Here is an 18333-nt window from a genome sequence, read left to right as displayed (position 1 = left end):
CCGCTAACATCTTGAAACAGCTTGACAAAGTTATCTTATTTCTTCTTGATTGTCATTCTTACTCCAGCCTTACGCCAGCAGAATTAATGTCGATCTCGTTTATCCGTGATCCCGATCCCAATCCGGCATCACGCGGCAATCGTTTTCCTGTGATACCGTCACTTCCTGCCTTGGCACCCTGCCAACCTATTGCAGACTACTGCAAGTGATTCAGATTCAATGACCAAGCAAGCGCCGTTCCCGCCGCCTCTCGCTTTTGGCGACCTTCAGGGTTGTCTCACCCCGTTCCGGGAGTTGCTGGCCAAGGCCGCGCCCTCTGCCGATACGCCCCTTTGGTTCGCCGGCGATCTCATCAATCGCGGCCCGGCGTCGCTTGAGACGCTACGCGAAGTAATCGCCCTTGGTGATCGAGGCGTAGCGGTGCTCGGCAACCACGATCTGCATCTGCTGTCGGTGTCGGCGGGCATTCGTAAGTCTAAAAAGGGCGACACCATAGACGCCATCCTCGCTGCTCCGGATGCCGACGATCTGCTGCACTGGGTCCGCCATCGCCCGATCGCGCACTTCGAACACGGCATGCTGATGGTTCATGCGGGCGTGCTGCCGCAGTGGGATGTGGATCTGACGCTGGAACTTGCGCACGAGCTGCAACAAGCGCTGCGCCGCGACGACTGGAAAGAGACGCTCGCCGGCCTCTACGGCAACGAGCCCAATCGCTGGTCGAAGAATCTGAAGGGTATCGAGAGGCTGCGTCTGACATGCAGTGCGCTTACGCGCATGCGCTTTTGCAACGAAGACGGCGTGATGGATTTCAGCGCGAGCGGCGGACTGGATTCCGCGCCGCCGGGCTACAGGCCGTGGTTCGACGTGCCGGGGCGCAAGACCTCGGACATCACCGTCGTATTCGGGCACTGGGCGGCGCTCGGCCTGACCTTGCGCAAGAACGTGATCGGCCTGGATTCGGGCTGTGTGTGGGGCGAACGGCTCTCGGCGGTCAGTCTCGCAACCGATCCTTACCAGCGCATTCTCACCCAGGTCGCCTGTCCGAACTGCCGCGCAGTATCGGCCTGAACGCGGCCAAAGACGGCCTGATGGATGGTCGCCTCAGCGCTTCTTGTTGTACACGTGCGTCGTGGCCTTCACGCCTTTCGGGAAGACGCGGCGCACAAAACCGCGTGCCGCCGCATCGGCCTGAAGCACCACATCGCGCACGGGCTGCTCGGGGCGACCGCGAAACGACGTCGGATGAAAATAATCATCGGCGCCAACCGGATGATCGGAAAAGTAGTAGTTCGACACGCAGCAACGCTGCTCGTCGCTTACGTTTTTCGACACCGAATGCCATGAGTGCTGGTTCGTCACCATCACGGCCAGGCGATTGAAACGGCTGACGATGGTCGTCGGTTCCGCCTTCGGGCCCTGCGGCCACACTTCGAGATTGGCGCCCTTCTCCAGCGACCAGTCCGGCGACACGTAGTAAAGCAGATTGAGCACGCGATAGTGCTCGCGATCCTTATCGTGCGAGTTGTCGAGGTGCGGGTTCAGGAAATGTCCCGGCCCCATCATGGAGATACCGCCCGCATACAGATGTTCGTCCGGATACAGCGAGCGCAGCCCCGTGATTTCCTTGACGAGCTCGACCACGCGCGGCGCCTGGAACGCGAAGATGATCTCTTCGAGCAGCGGCGCATGTGCATCCATCTGCGCGGATACGTACTTGAGTTCGCGCAGGCTCTTGCGCAGCATCATCTTCGACGCATCGGGAAAGCCCGCGCGGATCTCGCGGGCAATCGCTTCCGGCAACACATCGTCGATATGGAAATGCTGGATAGGCGCAGTCTGCGTCCATTGTTCGCGCAGCCGTGCGAGTTCAGTTTCAAGTCGCGCCGCGATCAGCGCACCCAGTTCCGTACGATCCATGATGACTGTCCTGCTTTCGATGTTCCGATGATGATGGTCTGTGCCGCTGCACGCGCGCTGAATCACACGCTCTGCACCACACCCGCCGACGCCCGCTCCCGCATCGCCGCCAACCCCGCCTCCACCGCCTCCTGCGCCCGCGCCGCCAGCTTGCGCCGATCGTCGCCCGGCTCAAGCGCCTCGCCCACATACACGTGCGCGGTAATCGGCCCCGCATTGAGCATGGCGTCGAGCGAATCCTTCAGCGACAGATCGTCGATATAAGCCGGCGCAGTCGACTGCCTTCCCTGCGCATCCTCGTACATGATGCAGATCGGCTGCACCGGGCGCGCCGCCGAAACAGGCGCCTGGAACATATTCGAGTGAAACTGCTTGAGCGCCAGCCCGTCGGTCGTCGTGCCCTCCGGAAACACGCACATCAGCTCGCCGCGTTCCAGGCGCGAAGCCAGCTCGTGCATGATACGGCGCGCCTCGCTGCGCTTCTCGCGCTCGATGAACACGGTATCGAGATTCGCCGCGAACCAGCCGATCAGCGGCCAGCTGCGCACCTCCGCCTTCGACACGAACGGGGTCGGCCGCCACGCGTTGATCACGTAGATGTCGATCCACGAAATATGGTTGCTCACGACCAGCGCGCCCGCATCGAGGCGCGCCGAATCGTTATGCACCACCAGCTTCATGCCGCACAGGGCGAGCATCTTGAGCGACCAGGCGCGGTTCAGGGCGTGGCGCTGCTCGGGCGTGGCGCGCGGAAAGCGCACGCCGACGGTCCAGGCGCCGCGCAGCAGGTGGCCCAGCAGACGGGCTTTGCGAAAAAAGAGACTCATGGCTGGGTCAGTATCGAAGTCGGTCGCGGCTTGCGTTCAGTGATGCCCGGTTCAATGGCGCTCGAAGCCGATGCGCCCTGCCACCAGCGTGGCACGCACCAGCGCAGGCAGTTCGTAGCCGAGGAACGGCGTATTGTGCCCCTGGCTCTTGAGCGCGCGCGGTTCGACCTGCCAGTGCGCGTGTTCGTCGAACACACAAAGGTCTGCGCTCGCGCCCACGGCGAGACGCCCCGCGTCCTTGCCGATCACCGTCGCCGGCGCCGACGTAATGCGCGCCAGCGCCTTCGCCAACGGCACATTGGCTTCCTGCGCCCACTTCACCGTGAGCGAGAGCAGCAATTCCAGGCCCGTCGCGCCAGGCGTTGCTTCGGCGAAAGGCAGCAGCTTTTCGTCGTCGTCCACGGGCGTGTGCTGCGAGCAGATCGCGTCGATGGTGCCATCGAGCACGCCCGCGCGCAGCGCTTCGCGGTCGCGCTGTTGACGCAGCGGCGGGTCAAGGCGGAACTGCGCGTCGAAGTAGCCGATATCCGTATCGGTCAGATGCAGATGATTCGCCGTCACGTCGCAGGTCAGCGGCAGGCCTTCGGCCTTGGCCGCCCGCACCAGCTCCACGCCCGCCGCCGACGACAGATGCTGCACATGCACGCGCGCGCCCGTCACGCGCATCAGCTCGAACAGCGTGAAAAGCGCAATGGTTTCCGCGCTGACCGGCACGCCCGACAGCCCCAGCCGCGAGGCCAGCGCGCCGCTCGCGGCCACGCCGCCCTTCGACAAATACGGATCCAGCGGGCGCAGCCACACCGGGTAGCCATACGTGCTCGCGTACTGCAGCGCGCGCAGCAGCACCTGAGTGTCGCCGATCGGCGAGTCGGCCTGCGTGAAGCCGATGCAGCCCGCCTCGGTGAGCGACACCATTTCGGTGATCACCGCGCCCTTGAGGCCGACCGTGAGCGCGCCAAGCGGATGCACGTTCGCACGTTCGAGCTTGCCCGCGCGGTACTTGAGCATTTCGACCAGACCTGCTTCGTCGAGTACCGGATCGGTGTCCGGCGGACATACGAGCGTCGTCACGCCGCCAGCCAGCGCCGCGTGCATTTCCGAATCGAGCGTGGCCTTGTGCTCGTAGCCCGGCTCGCGCAGACGCGCGCTCAGATCGACGAAGCCGGGCGCGACCTTCAGGCCGCGCGCGTCGATCGTCTTATCGGCCGTGAAGCCCGCTGGGGCCGTGCCAAACGCGGCGATCGTGCCCGCTTCGATGAAAACGTCCTGCTGCTGTTCGGTGCCCGCGACCGGATCGATCAGCGTGCCGCCTTGAATATGAATCTTCATGCTGCCCCGCGTTATGCGTTGTTGTCTGCGCTGCTACTCACAGGATTACCCGCGACGATGCCCATCACCGCCATGCGCACCGCAATCCCGAAGCTCACCTGATCGAGGATCACCGATTGCGGCCCGTCCGCGACCTGCGAGTCGATCTCGACGCCGCGATTCATCGGCCCCGGATGCATCACGATGGCATCGGGCGCGGCAAGCGCGAGACGCTCGGGCGTGAGGCCCCAGCTCTTGAAATACTCCTGCGCCGAAGGCAACAGCGCGCCGCTCATACGCTCGTTCTGCAGGCGCAGCATGATGATGACGTCCACGCCCTTCAACCCTTCGTCCAGGTTGTGGAACACGCGCACGCCCATCTGTTCGAGACCGCCCGGCAGCAGCGTGCGCGGACCGATCGCGCGCACTTCCGGCACGCCCAACGTGGTGAGCGCGTGAATGTCCGAACGCGCCACGCGCGAATGCAGGATGTCGCCAACGATCGCCACGCGCAGATTGGTGAAATCGCGCTTGTAGTGGCGGATCGTGTACATGTCGAGCAGGCCCTGCGTCGGGTGCGCGTGGCGGCCGTCGCCGGCGTTGATCACGTGGATGTGCGGCGCGCAGTGTTCGGCGATCAGATACGGCGCGCCGCTCGCCGCGTGACGCACGACGAACATATCGGCGTGCATCGCCGAGAGGTTGCCGATGGTGTCGAGCAGCGACTCGCCCTTGCTCGTCGACGACGCGTTGATGTTCAGGTTCAGCACATCCGCCGAAAGACGCCTGGCGGCGATCTCGAAGGTGGTGCGCGTGCGCGTCGAGTTCTCGAAGAACAGGTTGAACACCGACTTGCCGCGCAACAGCGGTACGTTCTTGATGTCGCCGTCAGTGGCGCTCACGAACTGCGTGGCGGAATCGAGCACCTGATTGAGGATCGCGCGCGGCAGGCCCTCGATCGAGAGCAGATGCTTGAGCTCGCCGTTCTTCGTGAGCTGCGGATTACCTTTCAGAAAGCCGTAGCGATAACGCTTGTCGGCGGCATCGGCCGCATTTTGAGATGCGATCGATGCGGGCGTGGGCTGTGAATTCATTGCTTGAGTCCTGCGCGAATGGCTTGCGGGGTCAATCTCAAAAGGTGTGCGGCGTGGCGCGTCCGGCTGGATAGACACATCACCCTGGCGGCACTCAGGCGGAAGGGAGTTCGTCGAGGTATTGCTGGAGGATCACGCAGGCGGCTTCGGCGTCGATGTGTTCGGCGCGTTCGCCGCGCTCGCGCAGACGCGCTTCGGCATCGACCGACGAATAGCGCTCGTCCACCCACACCACGGGCAGATTGAAGCGGCCATTGAGCTGGTTGCCAAAGCGCTTCGCCTGCTTCGTCATGACGTGCGGCGTGCCGTCCGGGTGGCTGGGCAAACCGACCACGAGGCGATCGGGCTGCCACTCGCGCAGCAGCGCGGCCACGGCTTCAAAACGGGAATCGATGCTGCGGTTCTGGATCACGGTGAGCGCACGGGCGCTGCGCGTGAGCGCATTGCCCAGCGCCACGCCGATGCGTTTTTCACCGTAATCGAAGGCCAGCAGGGTCGCCTCGGCGGCGTTGCGCCCCGCCACGCTCATGCGTGACCCGCTTCGCCCGAAAGCATCGTCGAGGAAATGCCGAGCAGCGCGAGCGCCGCTTCGAAGCGATCTTCGGCGGGCACCTCGAACACGATCTTCGGATCGGCTTCCACGGTGAGCCAGCCGTTCTTCGAGATTTCGTCTTCGAGCTGGCCCGCTCCCCAGCCGGCATGGCCGAGCGTAAGCAGGAACTGCTCGGGGCCGGTACCGCTGGCGACGGCTTCGAGCACGTCCTTGGAGGTGGTCATCTCCAGGCCGCCCGGCACCGACATCGACGACGTGTAGTTCGTGCCCGTGATAGGCGCGTGCAGCACGAAGCCGCGCTCGGTCTGCACCGGGCCGCCAAAGTAGACGGGCACGTGCAGCAGCGGTTCGATTTCCAGCTTGAGGTCGATGCGCGAGAACAGCGCTTCCAGATCGATATCGGTAGGACGATTGATCACGAGACCGAGCGCGCCGCGCTCGGAATGATCGCAAAGGTAGACCACCGTTCCTGAAAACGTGGGGTCCGCCATGTTGGGCATGGCGATCAGGAACTGATTGGTCAGATTGATGCGATCGTTACTTTTGGACATGATTTGAATTCTAGCAAAGACGATACGGATTGGCGGTGGCCTGCGTGGCCCTCCGGCTGCGCGCTGGACTCGTCCTCGACTCATCCTGGGCTCACCGTAGCGCGGGGAATAACTCACTCTAACATGCTGGCGCGGCGTGCCAGTAACGCCCCTTTTGCATGGCCGCAACGGGTCGGTTGCCGCATTTTCGGCTAGCGCGCCGCGAGCGGCGCGGCCGGTGCGCCCACCCCGCCCGCGGCTCCGGAAATCGCCGCGCCGAGCAGGCGTACCGTTGCGCTCGCGTCAGGCTGGGCTACGCCCGCCGCAACCTTGTGCAGCATTGCGCGCAAGGCTTCGTTGGCCTGCTCGATTGCGTCGAAATCGGGCGCATTCGAAGGTTGCGCGCCATAGGCTGGGGTCGACCCGGCACGATTGCCGGCCGCGACTGCCGCATGCGCGGTACATCGCCACGCAAGACCCAGGGCGTCGGCCAGCAGCCCGACATGGCCCAGACCCAGCGCCCAGGCCGCAGCGCCGATCCGGTAGGCTGCCTCCGCCGCCACCAGTGCGGCGGCCGGGTCGGTCGGCGTCCCGGCGGGCTGCAGCGACACAGCGCGCGCCTGGGTGCCGAGCGCGAGCATCGCCGCATCGGCGGTCTGCAAAAAATCCTCGTAGGCATTGCCATTGACGACCAGCGCGCCCAGATCACGCATCGGCGCGACACGGCTGGCGAGCGCATCGGCCTGCGCACTTTCGGCTTCCCAGAGCGCCTCGGAATCCTGCGTGCCCGCGACATGCCAGTCCACGGTCAACCCGTAGTCGTGCAGCAGTTCGACATCGGCCGTATCTTCCGCTGCCGCGCCGAAGAGCGCGTAATCGCGCCACAGCAGCGCCAGCGACGTGCGAACGAACGACTGCGGCGCGACGCGCAAGCCGCGTGCTTGTTCCGCCATCAACAGATTGCAGCGGGCGTAGAACCGACGCGCATCCTGGTCGCCCCACAACGCGGTGCTGCGCTGCAACACGCGCGCGCACGCTCCGGCGAGACGCCAGCAGTCGTAGGGATCGTCGCTGGTCAGCTCGGCGAAACAGGCGTCCATCTCGCCGAATGCCGCCTGCGCAAGTGCGTCGGAGGCACGGTTGCCATTGCTCTGGCGCAACTTCAGCACCGGCAGCAGCGCCGTTTCGAATCGCGCGCGCGCCTGCGCGAGACGCTGCGTGGGCTGCGCATGCAGCGCGGCAACGGCGATCGGGCGGCCATGCAGCGCGACGTCTTCGTAGGCAAGCGACACGCCGGGCGCGTGCTCGGCGAGCGCTTCGACCAATCTGCGCTGATGCGCGTAAAGCGTGGGCGAACAGGCCAGTTCGCGCAGATTGTGGCGATCGAGCGCGGCCGCCAGATCGGTCAGCGCGTCGCGAAAGACTTCGCGGAAGCGGCTGTCGTCAGGGCCATCGTGATCGTGCGCCGGCCGTGGCGGCATACCGGGCGGCGGTGGCGTGGGCACGTTGGCCGCTAGCGCAAGGGGCGAAGCCAGCAACAAGGTGTCCGCAAAGCGCGCCGCCGCCAGCCAGCCCGCATCGCATAGCGTACGCACCGCCTGCCGAAGCGGCCGCGCGACGTCGCGCTGCTCGTCGAGCGCCTGACTGGCCTGGGCCAGCGCAGCATGTGCGAACGGCACATGGCCGCCGCGCGGATTTGGCAGCGCTTCGAAGGGAGCCGACGATGAGTGATCAGTCATGAGGCAAAGGCAGCGCCGGAAACAGTTGCGAACTGATGCAGACGGACCTGCGGCGGGCGAACCTGCGGCAGGCCGTCCTGCAGTGCGGCACAACAACGTAGGTCAACGCCCGACAATGACAGATTTCGCATCATCGGGGCGTCTGGCTGACCAGCCGCCTCGGTTGCACGCGATGCAGGGCAGTGACAGCAAGTTGCGCGCCGCATGAAGTTTGAGGCAGGACGTTTGAAAACCGCATGCGGCGACATCAAACAAGCCATCACACAAGCCGAAGCAGCGCGTGTCGCACGCATCAGGCCGCCCCGCCACGCTTGGGCGCGATCGAGGCAGGCCTCAGATCTGGACCATCTCGAAGTCTTCCTTGCGCGCGCCGCACTCGGGGCACGTCCAGTTGATCGGCACATCCTCCCAGCGCGTGCCCGGCGCAATGCCTTCGTCTGGCAAACCGGCCTCTTCATCGTAGATCCAGCCGCAGATCAGGCACATCCAGCTTCTATATTCCATTCTTATGCCGCGTCGAAAAGTCGAAAATACCGCGCGCCTCTACCCTCTCTGGAGCGGACGCGATCGGTCGGGGAAAACTGCCAGGTCATGAGAGCCATGATGGTACCGTGTTGCCGTTTTTATGCCTAGCAACCGTGTCAGGGGCAGGACGCTCCCCTGTTGTGAGGTCAAGACGGAAATATCCCTCGCCTTAGACCGGTCATCCGTCCCCTGCTACGCGCCCGAGACGGCATAATTGAAGCGATAGCATCATCAACAGCAGCGCCAAAGCAGCCGTAACGAACCAACCCCTCACTGCGTCAACGTCCATGCCCGGCGACACCCCTCCCATCGTCCTTTCCTTCGGCCTTTCCGATCCGACCGGCGGCAGCGGCCTGCAAGCCGACCTGCTCACGCTCGCGAGCATGGGCTGTCACGGCGTCAGCGTTCTCACGGGCTATACCGTGCGCGATTCGGCAGGCTGCGACGAAGTCACCGGAATCGACCCCGAAACCGTCGCAAACCAGGCGCGCATGCTGCTCGAAGATATGCCCGTGGCAGCTTTCAAGGTTGGCGCGGGTGCGCGCGCGGAAGTGGTCAGCGCGATTGCCGAAGTCGTCGCCGACTACGACGAAGTGCCGCTGGTGCTCGCGCCCGACTTCACGCTCGACGACGAACACGTTCTTGCCGCCGACGAACTGCGCGAAACCGTCACAGATCTTCTCGTGCCGCAAACCACGCTGCTGGTCGCCGATGTGTCGGTGCTGCTCGCGCTCGCGCAACCCGATGGCGACTCCGAACCGCCCGGCATCGACGCCGCGATTTCGCAACTGCTGTCGAGCGGCTGCGAATACATTTTGTCGATGGAAACCGGCTCTCACCGCGTGGTCAACACCCTCTATAGCGAGGAAGGCCAGATCCGCCAGGACCTGTGGGAGCGCACGAGCCAGCCGATGATGGGCGTGACGGATACGCTCGGCTCTGCCATCGCCGCGCTGCTCGCCAACGGTCAGGAGCCGCCCGAAGCCGTGCGCGAGGCCCAGGAGTATCTATACCAGGCCATGCAGAGCGCGTTCCGCCCAGGCATGGGCGCGTGGGTTCCGGACCGCTTCTTCTGGGCGCGCAGCAACGATGCCGAAGAAGGCAAAGACGACGCAGCGGACGATGAAGATGGCTCGGGTAAGACGCCGCCTTCGGGCGAGGCACGGCATTGATTGTCTGACCAACCGCAGCGAGCTCTGGCATCCGGCCCGCGCCGTGCGGCAGCCGATCGCGTACGCCGGGACCGCGAAACGCAATTTACAGATACTGACGGCGGGTATACTGCCGGGCCTCCAGACAAAGATAACACCGCCCGAGCAGTCCCAGACGCGAAACCATTCTCGACAATATTCGAGATGGTGCGTCATGACCGATACGGGCGCACCCCACTCACGGCAGACCCATGTCCCGCACCCTCCTGTCACTGGTCGTACCTTTCTACAACGAAGAGGACGCCATTGCGGCTTTCTTCGCCGAGGTCGTACCCGCTCTTGAAGCGCTCGGCCAGGCCAACGAGACCGACTTTGAAATCGTGTGCGTCAACGACGGCAGCAAGGACTGCACGCTGCCGCTGCTCGTCGACGCCGCCAACGCCGACGCGCGCATACGCGTCATCGACTTCTCGCGCAACTTCGGCAAGGAAGCCGCCTTGTCCGCGGGGCTCGCCGAATCGCGCGGCGACATCGTCGTGCCCTTCGACGCCGATCTGCAGGATCCGCCCGAAGTCATCGCGCAACTCGTGAGCAAATGGCGCGAGGGTTTCGATGTCGTGCTCGCGAAACGTTCGGACCGTAGCTCGGATACATACCTGAAGCGCCAGTCCGCTGTGAGTTTCTATCGGCTGCACAACAAGCTCGCCGACGTGAAGATCCCGGAAAACGTCGGCGATTTTCGTTTGATGACGCGCGAGGTCGTGGATACGCTCAACGCGCTGCCGGAGTCGCGCCGCTTCATGAAGGGCCTGTTCGCCTGGGTGGGCTTTCGCACCGCCGAGGTCACTTACGTGCGCCACTCGCGGGTCGCGGGCGAGACCAAATTTTCCGGCTGGAAATTGTGGAATTTCGCGCTAGAGGGCATCACGAGCTTCAGCACGGTGCCGTTGCGGATGTGGACGTATTTTGGCCTGATGGTGGCGGCGAGCTCGTTTCTCTATGCGGCGTATCTCGTGCTCCGCACCCTTGTGCGTGGCATCGACGTGCCGGGTTATGCGTCGATCTTCGTGTCGCTGCTGTTTTTCAGCGGCGTGCAGATGATCGGCATCGGCGTGATCGGTGAGTATATCGGCCGGATTTATCTCGAATCGAAGCGTCGGCCGCTCTACGTGATTCGCCGTCGCTACGGCAAGGAAAAGTAAAAGCATGAACAATCCGCATGCGGCGCTCGTAGAAGCGCCCAGGCAATCGGGGAACGAAATTGCGCGTCGCATCGATGCCAGCGTCATCGTGCCGGTGTACAACTGCGAGCCATGGCTCAGGACGCTGCTCGCCTCGGTGCTCGAACAGGAAGGCGTCGAACTCGAAGTCATCGCGGTCTGCGACGGCGCAACGGACGGCAGCCTCGCGATCCTCGAAGCGATCGCTACCGCAGACCCGCGCGTGAGGGTCGTCGCCCAGGAGAACCGCGGCGTCTCGGCATCGCGCAACGTGGGACTTGCGCTCGCGCGCGGCGAATGGGTCGTGTTCGCGGATGGCGACGACTGGGTCAAACCCGGCGCGCTGCGCCGGTGGATCGAGCACGGTCGGCAGAACAATCTCGACGTCGTGATCGGCAACGGCTTCGCGTTCGATACGCTACCCGCGCCAGCACGGCCGTCGCCCATGTACGAACACCAGCCCTGGGGCGAGATTTGCGACGGCCGCACGTGGATGCTGCGAACCGTGCCGGACGACGATTGGGTCGTTTGCGTCTGGCTGCAGTGCATGCGGCGCGACTTTGTCGAACGGTTCGGCCTGCGCTTCGAGGAAGGCGTGGTTCACGAGGACATCATCTGGACCCTGCAGTTCGCGCAGCACGCCCAGCGCATGGGCTTTGTCGAAGAGCCGCTTTATGGCTATCGGCACAATCCTAATTCGATCATCAACGCGCCGTCTGAAAGCTCGCTCGCGCGTCGTGCCCATGGCTATCTGCGTGTCATCGATGCACTCGCCAGTGCGGCCAGTGCACGGCGCGAAGATCGTCCGTTTTACAGACTGCTGCTTCGGCAGATCAATCGCGAAGGCGGGAATTTCCTGCATCTGCTGAGAAAGCGTCTTCAAAGCAGCGAGTTGCGCCGCCACTATGCGCGCGCGTTTCTCGACAAGGGAAATATCCGGGTCATGCTGCGCGGGGCCACCAACGCGAGCGAAGTGTGGCGCGCGCTGCGCTGCTGGCGCACGCTTTCGCGTTTTGTCCAGACGTCGAGCCCGGCTACACGCTGAGCCTCGCGCATAGCGCGCGGCTGCACGATGCGGGAACGACGCGCATAAAAAAACCCGCATCGCTGCGGGTTTTTTCTTTTGGGAAGCACGCTTCGCAGCGCGCTTCCCACATGGTTGTAATCCAGTTGCCTGGAATTACATGTCCATGCCCATGCCGCCCATGCCGCCGGGCATGCCGCCGGGCATCGGTGCATCTTCCTTGGCGATTTCAGCAACCGCTGCGTCCGTCGTCAGGAGCAGGCCAGCAACCGAAGCTGCGTTCTGCAGTGCCGTACGCGTGACCTTCGTCGGGTCCACAACGCCGGCCTCGACCATGTCGACGTACTCGCCCGTCGCTGCGTTGTAGCCGTAGTTGCCCGAACCTTGAGCAACGGCTGCCACCACGACCGACGCTTCTTCGCCGCCGTTCGTGACGATCTGGCGCAGCGGCTCTTCCATTGCACGCAGGACGATCTTGATACCTGCGTCCTGGTCTGCGTTGGCGCCCTTCAGGCCCGACACAGCAACGCGAGCACGGATCAGTGCCACGCCGCCGCCCGGGACGATGCCTTCTTCAACGGCAGCGCGGGTTGCGTGCAGCGCGTCTTCCACGCGTGCCTTCTTTTCCTTCATTTCGACTTCGGTCGCAGCGCCAACCTTGATTACTGCAACGCCGCCTGCCAGCTTGGCAACGCGCTCTTGCAGCTTTTCACGGTCGTAGTCCGACGTCGCTTCTTCGATCTGCGTGCGGATCTGCTTGACGCGCGCTTCGATGCTTGCGGCTTCGCCTGCACCGTCGATGATCGTCGTGTTTTCCTTGCCCACTTCGATGCGCTTCGCTTGACCGAGTTCGTTCAGCGTTGCCTTTTCGAGCGTCAGGCCGGTTTCTTCAGCGATGACCTGACCGCCGGTCAGGATCGCGATGTCTTCCAGCATCGCCTTGCGACGGTCGCCGAAGCCCGGAGCCTTGACAGCAACGGTCTTCAGGATGCCGCGGATGTTGTTGACGACCAGCGTAGCCAGTGCTTCGCCTTCGACGTCTTCAGCGATGATCAGCAGCGGACGGCCAGCCTTCGCGACTTGTTCCAGAACCGGCAGCAGATCACGGATGTTCGAGATCTTCTTGTCGAACAGCAGGACAAACGGGTTGTCCAGAACGGCGACTTGCTTGTCCGGGTTGTTGATGAAGTACGGCGACAGGTAGCCGCGGTCGAACTGCATACCTTCGACGACTTCGAGTTCGTCTTGCAGCGACTTGCCGTCTTCGACGGTGATGACGCCTTCCTTGCCGACCTTGTCCATCGCTTCAGCGATACGGTCGCCGATCGACGAATCGCTGTTCGCCGAGATCGAGCCGACTTGCGCGATTTCCTTGTTGGTCGTGCAGGGCTTGCTCAGCTTGCGCAGCTCTTCGATTGCAGCGGCCACTGCCTTGTCGATGCCGCGCTTGAGGTCCATCGGGTTCATGCCCGATGCGACGTACTTCATGCCTTCGCGAACGATCGATTGCGCGAGGACGGTTGCCGTCGTCGTGCCGTCGCCTGCGTTGTCGCTGGTCTTGGAAGCAACTTCCTTGACCATTTGCGCGCCCATGTTCTGGAGCTTGTCTTTCAGCTCGATTTCCTTCGCGACCGAGACACCGTCCTTGGTGACCGTCGGGCCGCCGAACGAGCGTTCGAGCACCACGTTGCGGCCCTTCGGACCCAGCGTGACCTTCACTGCGTTGGCGAGAATGTTCACGCCTTCAACCATCTTGGAACGGGCGGAATCGCCGAACACGACGTCTTTAGCTGCCATCTTCTAACTCCTTGGGATTCTTGATGAATGTGCGGTGGGCGGAACTTACTTCTGCACCACGGCCATGATGTCTTCTTCGCGCATCACGAGCAGTTCGTTGCCATCGACCTTGACGGTCTGGCCAGCGTACTTGCCGAACAGGACGCGATCGCCAACCTTGACGTCGAGAGCGATTTGCGCGCCCTTGTCATCGCGCTTGCCCGGGCCGACTGCCAGGACTTCGCCTTGATCCGGCTTTTCAGCCGCTGCGTCCGGGATCACGATGCCCGAAGCGGTCTTGGTTTCTTGATCCAGGCGCTTGACGATCACGCGATCATGCAAAGGACGAAGGTTCATGGATAGATCCTCTCTTGATTTGGACTTGAAGAGACTCAAGAAAACCTGGCTGCCGACAATCGTCAGCCAGCGGTATAAGTGCACCGAGCGTTCTTAGCACTCTCATGCGGTGAGTGCTAATTATATGGACGGGTAGTGACAAATTCAAGAACTGGGGCCGAAGGAAAGTAAGATTCCTATAACCGCCCGTCGGCGACTCCAAAGCGACTACCAGCCGAACCGAGAAGCGCAAAAAAAATCAGAAATAATCCTTTATAAACATATTGTTGCAGTTCGTTGAAAAGAAGAAATCACAAAATTGGAGACAGACCACGCGCGCAGACGAAAAGGCGTGGACATCGGCAACGCATGAGCGGAAGGGGTAAATCCTGGGGAAATTACCGACGTCGCCCGATATTGGCGACAGAGCAATTGATCGCGGAAGTGGGATCCGAGCGCTAGGACAACGTGCGCTGGTTATTCTTTGCCCGCAAGCCGGCTGGTGGGCAACTAATCGGGATGGGCAGAGGGACGCCCCGCTGTCAAGGATGCGATAGCGGCGTCAGGCTTTCGTTCGGCGGCAGCCGGGCCGCCATTTGTGGACACGCCGGAAGCGACCCGGCGCACATGTCCTGAATGGGTCTTCGGATAACTCAGCGCTAGCAGCGCTACGCCGATGACGATGACTGCGACACCCACGAGGCGCATGGCTGGCAAACTTTCACCCAGGAGATAGTGGCCGGAGAACGTTGTTACGACCATCCCCAGCGCAACGAACGGGTAAGCATACGAGACGTCGACCCGGGAGAGCACCACCAGCCAGATCACTACGCTCAGTCCGTAAGTCACCAAACCGCCAATCAACCATGGCGAGTGCGACAACGACATCGCCAGCCTGAGAATTTCGCCCCGCCCCAGGGCCACCTGCGCGTCAGGCGCGCTCATGCCGACCTTCAGCATGACCTGCGCCGCGGCCGACATCAATACGCCCAGCAAGATCAACGTCAGCACCACCATATCCGTTGCACCTGTCTTTTTCATTGGCCAGGATCTACTGCGAAAACACAAAGTCTGCCTGATCGGTAGACGGGAACTTGACCAGCCGCGACGGTGCAATCATCGACCACTCGCCCAATCCCGTTCTCGCTCGCGTAGGCCAGGCGTTCCGGCAACGTTCTGGCAAGCAGGCTGCCGACCATCCGCGCGTGCCAGAGCGGATAATAGCTGGGCAGCCACAACGCGGCCGCGCCGTATTTCCCGGCAACCCACACCGAACGATGAGACAACGTCACGAACACCTCGCTGCCAACCAGCAGGTCCGACATGCGTTGCGGCTCCGCCGGCAACGACGTTCCTGACCATGTCCGCATCACCGGCAGCAGAAACACTGTATCGGGCGGCGTGCTGGTCTTGGCCCAAGCCGCCAGTTCCTGCCATTCGGCGCGTTGCATCGCAATTTGCGAATCAGCGCGATACTCCTTGCCGATCTTTACCGCGACCCCCAGGCTGGCCATCGACAGTAAAGCCAACGCTACCGGTGAAACCGTCAGCCAGCTCGCGGGATGCCACGCTTTGCGCAGCAAGAGCAGTGGCAGTACCAACGCACTCGCCAATGCCGGCAACACCGAACACACAACCAGAAGCGGTCCCCACAATTTGCTGTCCGCCCGGTTCGTTGAAGTCATCCATCTCGTCGTGAGCGCGGCCAGCGCGAGTCCAGCAAGTATTTGCAGATAGGTAGTCGAGCGAAGCAAGTGAAGATTGAACAGGAGCGGCGCTTGTGTCAGGAACGGCAAGAGCGCGCCGATCGACCACACCATGAGCAACGTCGCCGCCATCATCCGGATCAGGCGCGAGACACTCGCGGGCAACTGCCAGGCCGTCGCGAAGACGGTGACGATGACAATCCCGAAGCCGATGTATTGCCTCGGTGCGAGGTGCATTGCCAGAAAGTGATCGGGCCAGTGTTCGAGCAAAAAAACACGATAGTCGTAACCGGGTCGATGACCAACTTCGGGGTTGTGAGCCAAACTGATGAGAACCGGGAGCGCAATAACCGCACAGACGAGCAGTCCAGGCAAGCATTGCTTGACCAGACGCGCAATCGAAACCGGTTGATCGCGTAATCCCATCAGAAAAGTACCGACCATTAGCGGCGCCAGCCATACGGCCATGAAAATGTTGAGGAAGAAAACCAGACCGGCCACGCTCAGTGCCCAGCCATAGGCGCGACGCCAAACGAGTGATAGCGCAATCAAGGCAAGTCCATTGCCCAATTCCGAGTGCGTAAACGAGCTAATCGCAATGCCGCCGTCGCCAGCGAAAGAGGTGCCGCGCAGCAGGCTGCCGACTGTCGCCAGCAACATGAAAATCAGCACCTGCTTTCGCCCTGCCAGCCCTAGCATTGCGGTCCACGAACCGATACCGGCAAAGAAGAGCACTCGCGAAACAAACAACCATGGCAGAAAAAACTTCAGGACCGAATCGTCATCGGCGACTCCGCTCTGAAGCAACCAGAATCCCGAGGAAAAATAACGCAATGACTGGATAAACGGATCGTGGATGAACTGCGGCTCGCGCCACAGCGCCTCCAGAATCGGCAAATGGAAAATATTATTGTTGTCAATGGTGAAACCCGTCACACCCAGCGACAGCACGCTGAGCCCAACGAGCAGAACTGCCCACCCTGCCCAACTGAGACCGGCTGCGGTGGAAAGCAATTCCACACGATTCAGGCGAGGCGCCTCGTCGAGCTTTACTTCCATGGTTTTCTCCGTCGTCGACGTTGGCTGCTTTACAGGAATGCGGCGATCATCACGATTGCGACAAACAACGCACCACCGATGCGGCAGACTCGATCACGAAGCGCCCAGACAAGCGGGTCATCATCCATCTCGCGCCGATGGGCAACCAGCAATGCGCGGGAAATCAGAAAGAGCATGAGCGGGCACGTCCCCCAAAGCCATTGGGGGTGATGGTAAAGCAGCGATACGCGCGGCGAATCGATATATAACCCAAGCACGGTGACTGCATTCAAACCGGTTGCTGCAGCCAGCGCGGAAATGATGGGCAAGTCCTCCTTACGGTATCCGCGATTACGCGCCTCCGGTAAGCCGGCGTCCAGACGCACCAGCAACTCCGTATACCGCTTGATCAGCGCGAGGGACGCAAAAACGAAAACACAGAAACCGAGCAACCAGTTCGACAACTCAATCCCCGTGGCATAGCCGCCTGCAATCACCCGCATTTCATAAAGCAAAGCAAGAACAACGATATCTATCAGTATCTTTCGCTTCAGAAAAAAGGAATAGCTCGTGGTCAACGCAAAATAAGCAAGAAGAGTCAATGCGAATTTAGGGGCAAGCGCGACGGCCAATGCACTGCCAAGAACAAGCAATAAGACACCCACGGCGAGCGCGTGAAAAACACCGATCTCCCCTGCGGCGAGAGGACGGTGCTTTTTCGTGGGATGCAGGCGATCATCCTCCAAATCGACGAGATCGTTGATGATGTAGATGGCAGATGCAGTTGCAGAGAAGGCAACAAACGCAACACAGGCTTCGAAGAAAATCTGCCAGTCCAGCATGTGCCCTGCCAGCATCGGCAAGAACACCAACACGTTTTTCGCATATTGATGAACGCGCAGCGCCTTGCGCCAGACCCTGAAACGGTTCGACGACGTCGGCAGCACTTCGCTGTCGAGCGCAACGGATTGCATCATCTTGATCGTGCTATGACTGGCGCCGATGGCATACGCGCGTCTTGCATGCTGCCAGACAGCGACGTCAGCCTTGCTGTTGCCAACGTAATCGAACCCTTTCTCGCCAAACGCCGCAACGAGCTCAGCTGCCTTATTGCCACTCGCAAGATTGAGATCGGCCGACGTCGCAAACCGGCCGTCGAACATGCCCAGATGGTCAGCGACCTTGTTACCGTAGCGTTCGTGACTTGCCGTAGCCAGAAATACGCGCCGTCCGCAAATGCGCGCAGTTGAAATCAAATCGAGCACGGCCTGCCGATAGGGCAGCCCGACAACGTCTGGCGCCACCAGCATGGCGATGCGATGTTTGAATGCGGCTTTTCCCTGAGCCAACATAGGCAGCGCCAGCAGAAACTGCAAGGGATGGCGAAAGAGCAAAGTGACGACCGCTTCATGCAGCAGATCATTTGCAATCAGTGAGCCATCCAGATCCACTACGAGAGGGTTCTCCATGCTGGAATCACTCGTCGTCAACGTGTTCATGGGAATCTCGCCATGCAGGATTGCTTCGCGAATGGGAGCTGCTCGCCTGATCGGCCTGTTTCGACGACTTGCCGCCATCCGATTGGC

17 protein-coding genes are annotated in these 18333 nt (G+C 62.0%); 4 read left to right on the top strand and 13 right to left on the bottom strand.

The features are described 5' to 3' along the window. Positions 1-219: 219 nt before the first annotated feature. The gene (locus tag F4827_RS14125) at positions 220-1071 is read left to right on the top strand and encodes a symmetrical bis(5'-nucleosyl)-tetraphosphatase (RefSeq protein WP_183724559.1); all 852 of its coding nucleotides are present in this window, start codon (positions 220-222) and stop codon (positions 1069-1071) included. Positions 1072-1104: 33 nt separating this feature from the next. Here F4827_RS14125 and F4827_RS14120 read toward each other — a convergent pair whose 3' ends face one another. From F4827_RS14120 to F4827_RS14085, 8 genes are all read right to left on the bottom strand, one after another. Beyond that, positions 1105-1920: a 2OG-Fe(II) oxygenase gene (locus tag F4827_RS14120; RefSeq protein WP_183724558.1), complete on the bottom strand. Its 816-nt coding sequence runs from the start codon at positions 1918-1920 to the stop codon at positions 1105-1107. 62 nt (positions 1921-1982) lie between these two features. Then, positions 1983-2747, bottom strand: a complete 765-nt coding sequence (locus F4827_RS14115; RefSeq protein ID WP_183724557.1) for a 1-acyl-sn-glycerol-3-phosphate acyltransferase — start codon at positions 2745-2747, stop codon at positions 1983-1985. 51 nt (positions 2748-2798) lie between these two features. Then, complete coding sequence (locus F4827_RS14110; protein WP_183724556.1) at positions 2799-4076, bottom strand: dihydroorotase; 1278 nt, start codon at positions 4074-4076, stop codon at positions 2799-2801. Between the two features lie 11 nt (positions 4077-4087). Next, complete coding sequence (locus F4827_RS14105; protein ID WP_183724555.1) at positions 4088-5149, bottom strand: aspartate carbamoyltransferase catalytic subunit; 1062 nt, start codon at positions 5147-5149, stop codon at positions 4088-4090. Between the two features lie 94 nt (positions 5150-5243). Next, on the bottom strand, positions 5244-5678 hold the full coding sequence (gene ruvX, locus F4827_RS14100) for a Holliday junction resolvase RuvX (protein WP_221303679.1): 435 nt from the start codon (positions 5676-5678) through the stop codon (positions 5244-5246). Beyond that, positions 5675-6253: a YqgE/AlgH family protein gene (locus tag F4827_RS14095; RefSeq protein ID WP_183724554.1), complete on the bottom strand. Its 579-nt coding sequence runs from the start codon at positions 6251-6253 to the stop codon at positions 5675-5677. Before F4827_RS14095 ends, ruvX begins: the two co-directional genes overlap by 4 nt. 191 nt (positions 6254-6444) lie before the next feature. Continuing rightward, positions 6445-7971, bottom strand: a complete 1527-nt coding sequence (locus F4827_RS14090) for a hypothetical protein (protein ID WP_260175193.1) — start codon at positions 7969-7971, stop codon at positions 6445-6447. A 333-nt stretch (positions 7972-8304) separates the two neighbouring features. Further along, positions 8305-8475 (bottom strand): rubredoxin, encoded by a 171-nt coding sequence (locus F4827_RS14085; protein ID WP_008342674.1) that lies wholly within the window; start codon positions 8473-8475, stop codon positions 8305-8307. 308 nt (positions 8476-8783) lie between these two features. Between F4827_RS14085 and F4827_RS14080 the strand changes: the two genes are divergently transcribed. The 3 genes from F4827_RS14080 to F4827_RS14070 all read left to right on the top strand — a co-directional run bounded on the left by F4827_RS14080 (position 8784) and on the right by F4827_RS14070 (position 11912). After that, entirely contained in the window at positions 8784-9668 is an 885-nt protein-coding gene (locus F4827_RS14080; protein ID WP_183724553.1) for a hydroxymethylpyrimidine/phosphomethylpyrimidine kinase, read from the top strand. 230 nt (positions 9669-9898) lie between these two features. Continuing rightward, the gene (locus tag F4827_RS14075; protein ID WP_183724552.1) at positions 9899-10849 is read left to right on the top strand and encodes a glycosyltransferase family 2 protein; all 951 of its coding nucleotides are present in this window, start codon (positions 9899-9901) and stop codon (positions 10847-10849) included. A gap of 4 nt (positions 10850-10853) precedes the next feature. Further along, positions 10854-11912 (top strand): glycosyltransferase, encoded by a 1059-nt coding sequence (locus F4827_RS14070; protein WP_183724551.1) that lies wholly within the window; start codon positions 10854-10856, stop codon positions 11910-11912. 135 nt (positions 11913-12047) lie between these two features. Here F4827_RS14070 and groL read toward each other — a convergent pair whose 3' ends face one another. From groL to F4827_RS14045, 5 genes are all read right to left on the bottom strand, one after another. Continuing rightward, on the bottom strand, positions 12048-13688 hold the full coding sequence (groL, locus tag F4827_RS14065) for a chaperonin GroEL (RefSeq protein ID WP_183724550.1): 1641 nt from the start codon (positions 13686-13688) through the stop codon (positions 12048-12050). Between the two features lie 45 nt (positions 13689-13733). Continuing rightward, positions 13734-14024 carry a co-chaperone GroES gene (groES, locus tag F4827_RS14060; protein WP_137333599.1) on the bottom strand — a complete coding sequence of 97 codons (291 nt, stop codon included), beginning with the start codon at positions 14022-14024 and terminating at the stop codon, positions 13734-13736. Positions 14025-14513: 489 nt separating this feature from the next. After that, a complete protein-coding gene (locus tag F4827_RS14055; RefSeq protein ID WP_183724549.1) occupies positions 14514-15044 on the bottom strand; it encodes an SMR family transporter in 531 nt (176 codons plus the stop codon). Beyond that, entirely contained in the window at positions 15041-16768 is a 1728-nt protein-coding gene (locus F4827_RS14050) for a hypothetical protein (RefSeq protein ID WP_183724548.1), read from the bottom strand. Before F4827_RS14050 ends, F4827_RS14055 begins: the two co-directional genes overlap by 4 nt. A 29-nt stretch (positions 16769-16797) precedes the next feature. Further along, complete coding sequence (locus F4827_RS14045; protein WP_183724547.1) at positions 16798-18246, bottom strand: UbiA family prenyltransferase; 1449 nt, start codon at positions 18244-18246, stop codon at positions 16798-16800. Between the last annotated feature and the right edge of the window lie 87 nt (positions 18247-18333).

The sequence above is a fragment of the Paraburkholderia bannensis genome (assembly GCF_014200455.1).
Classification (GTDB): Bacteria; Pseudomonadota; Gammaproteobacteria; order Burkholderiales; family Burkholderiaceae; genus Paraburkholderia; species Paraburkholderia bannensis_A.
The sequence above is the reverse complement of the archived record's forward strand: the minus strand, read 5'-3'. Positions and strand labels throughout refer to the sequence as shown.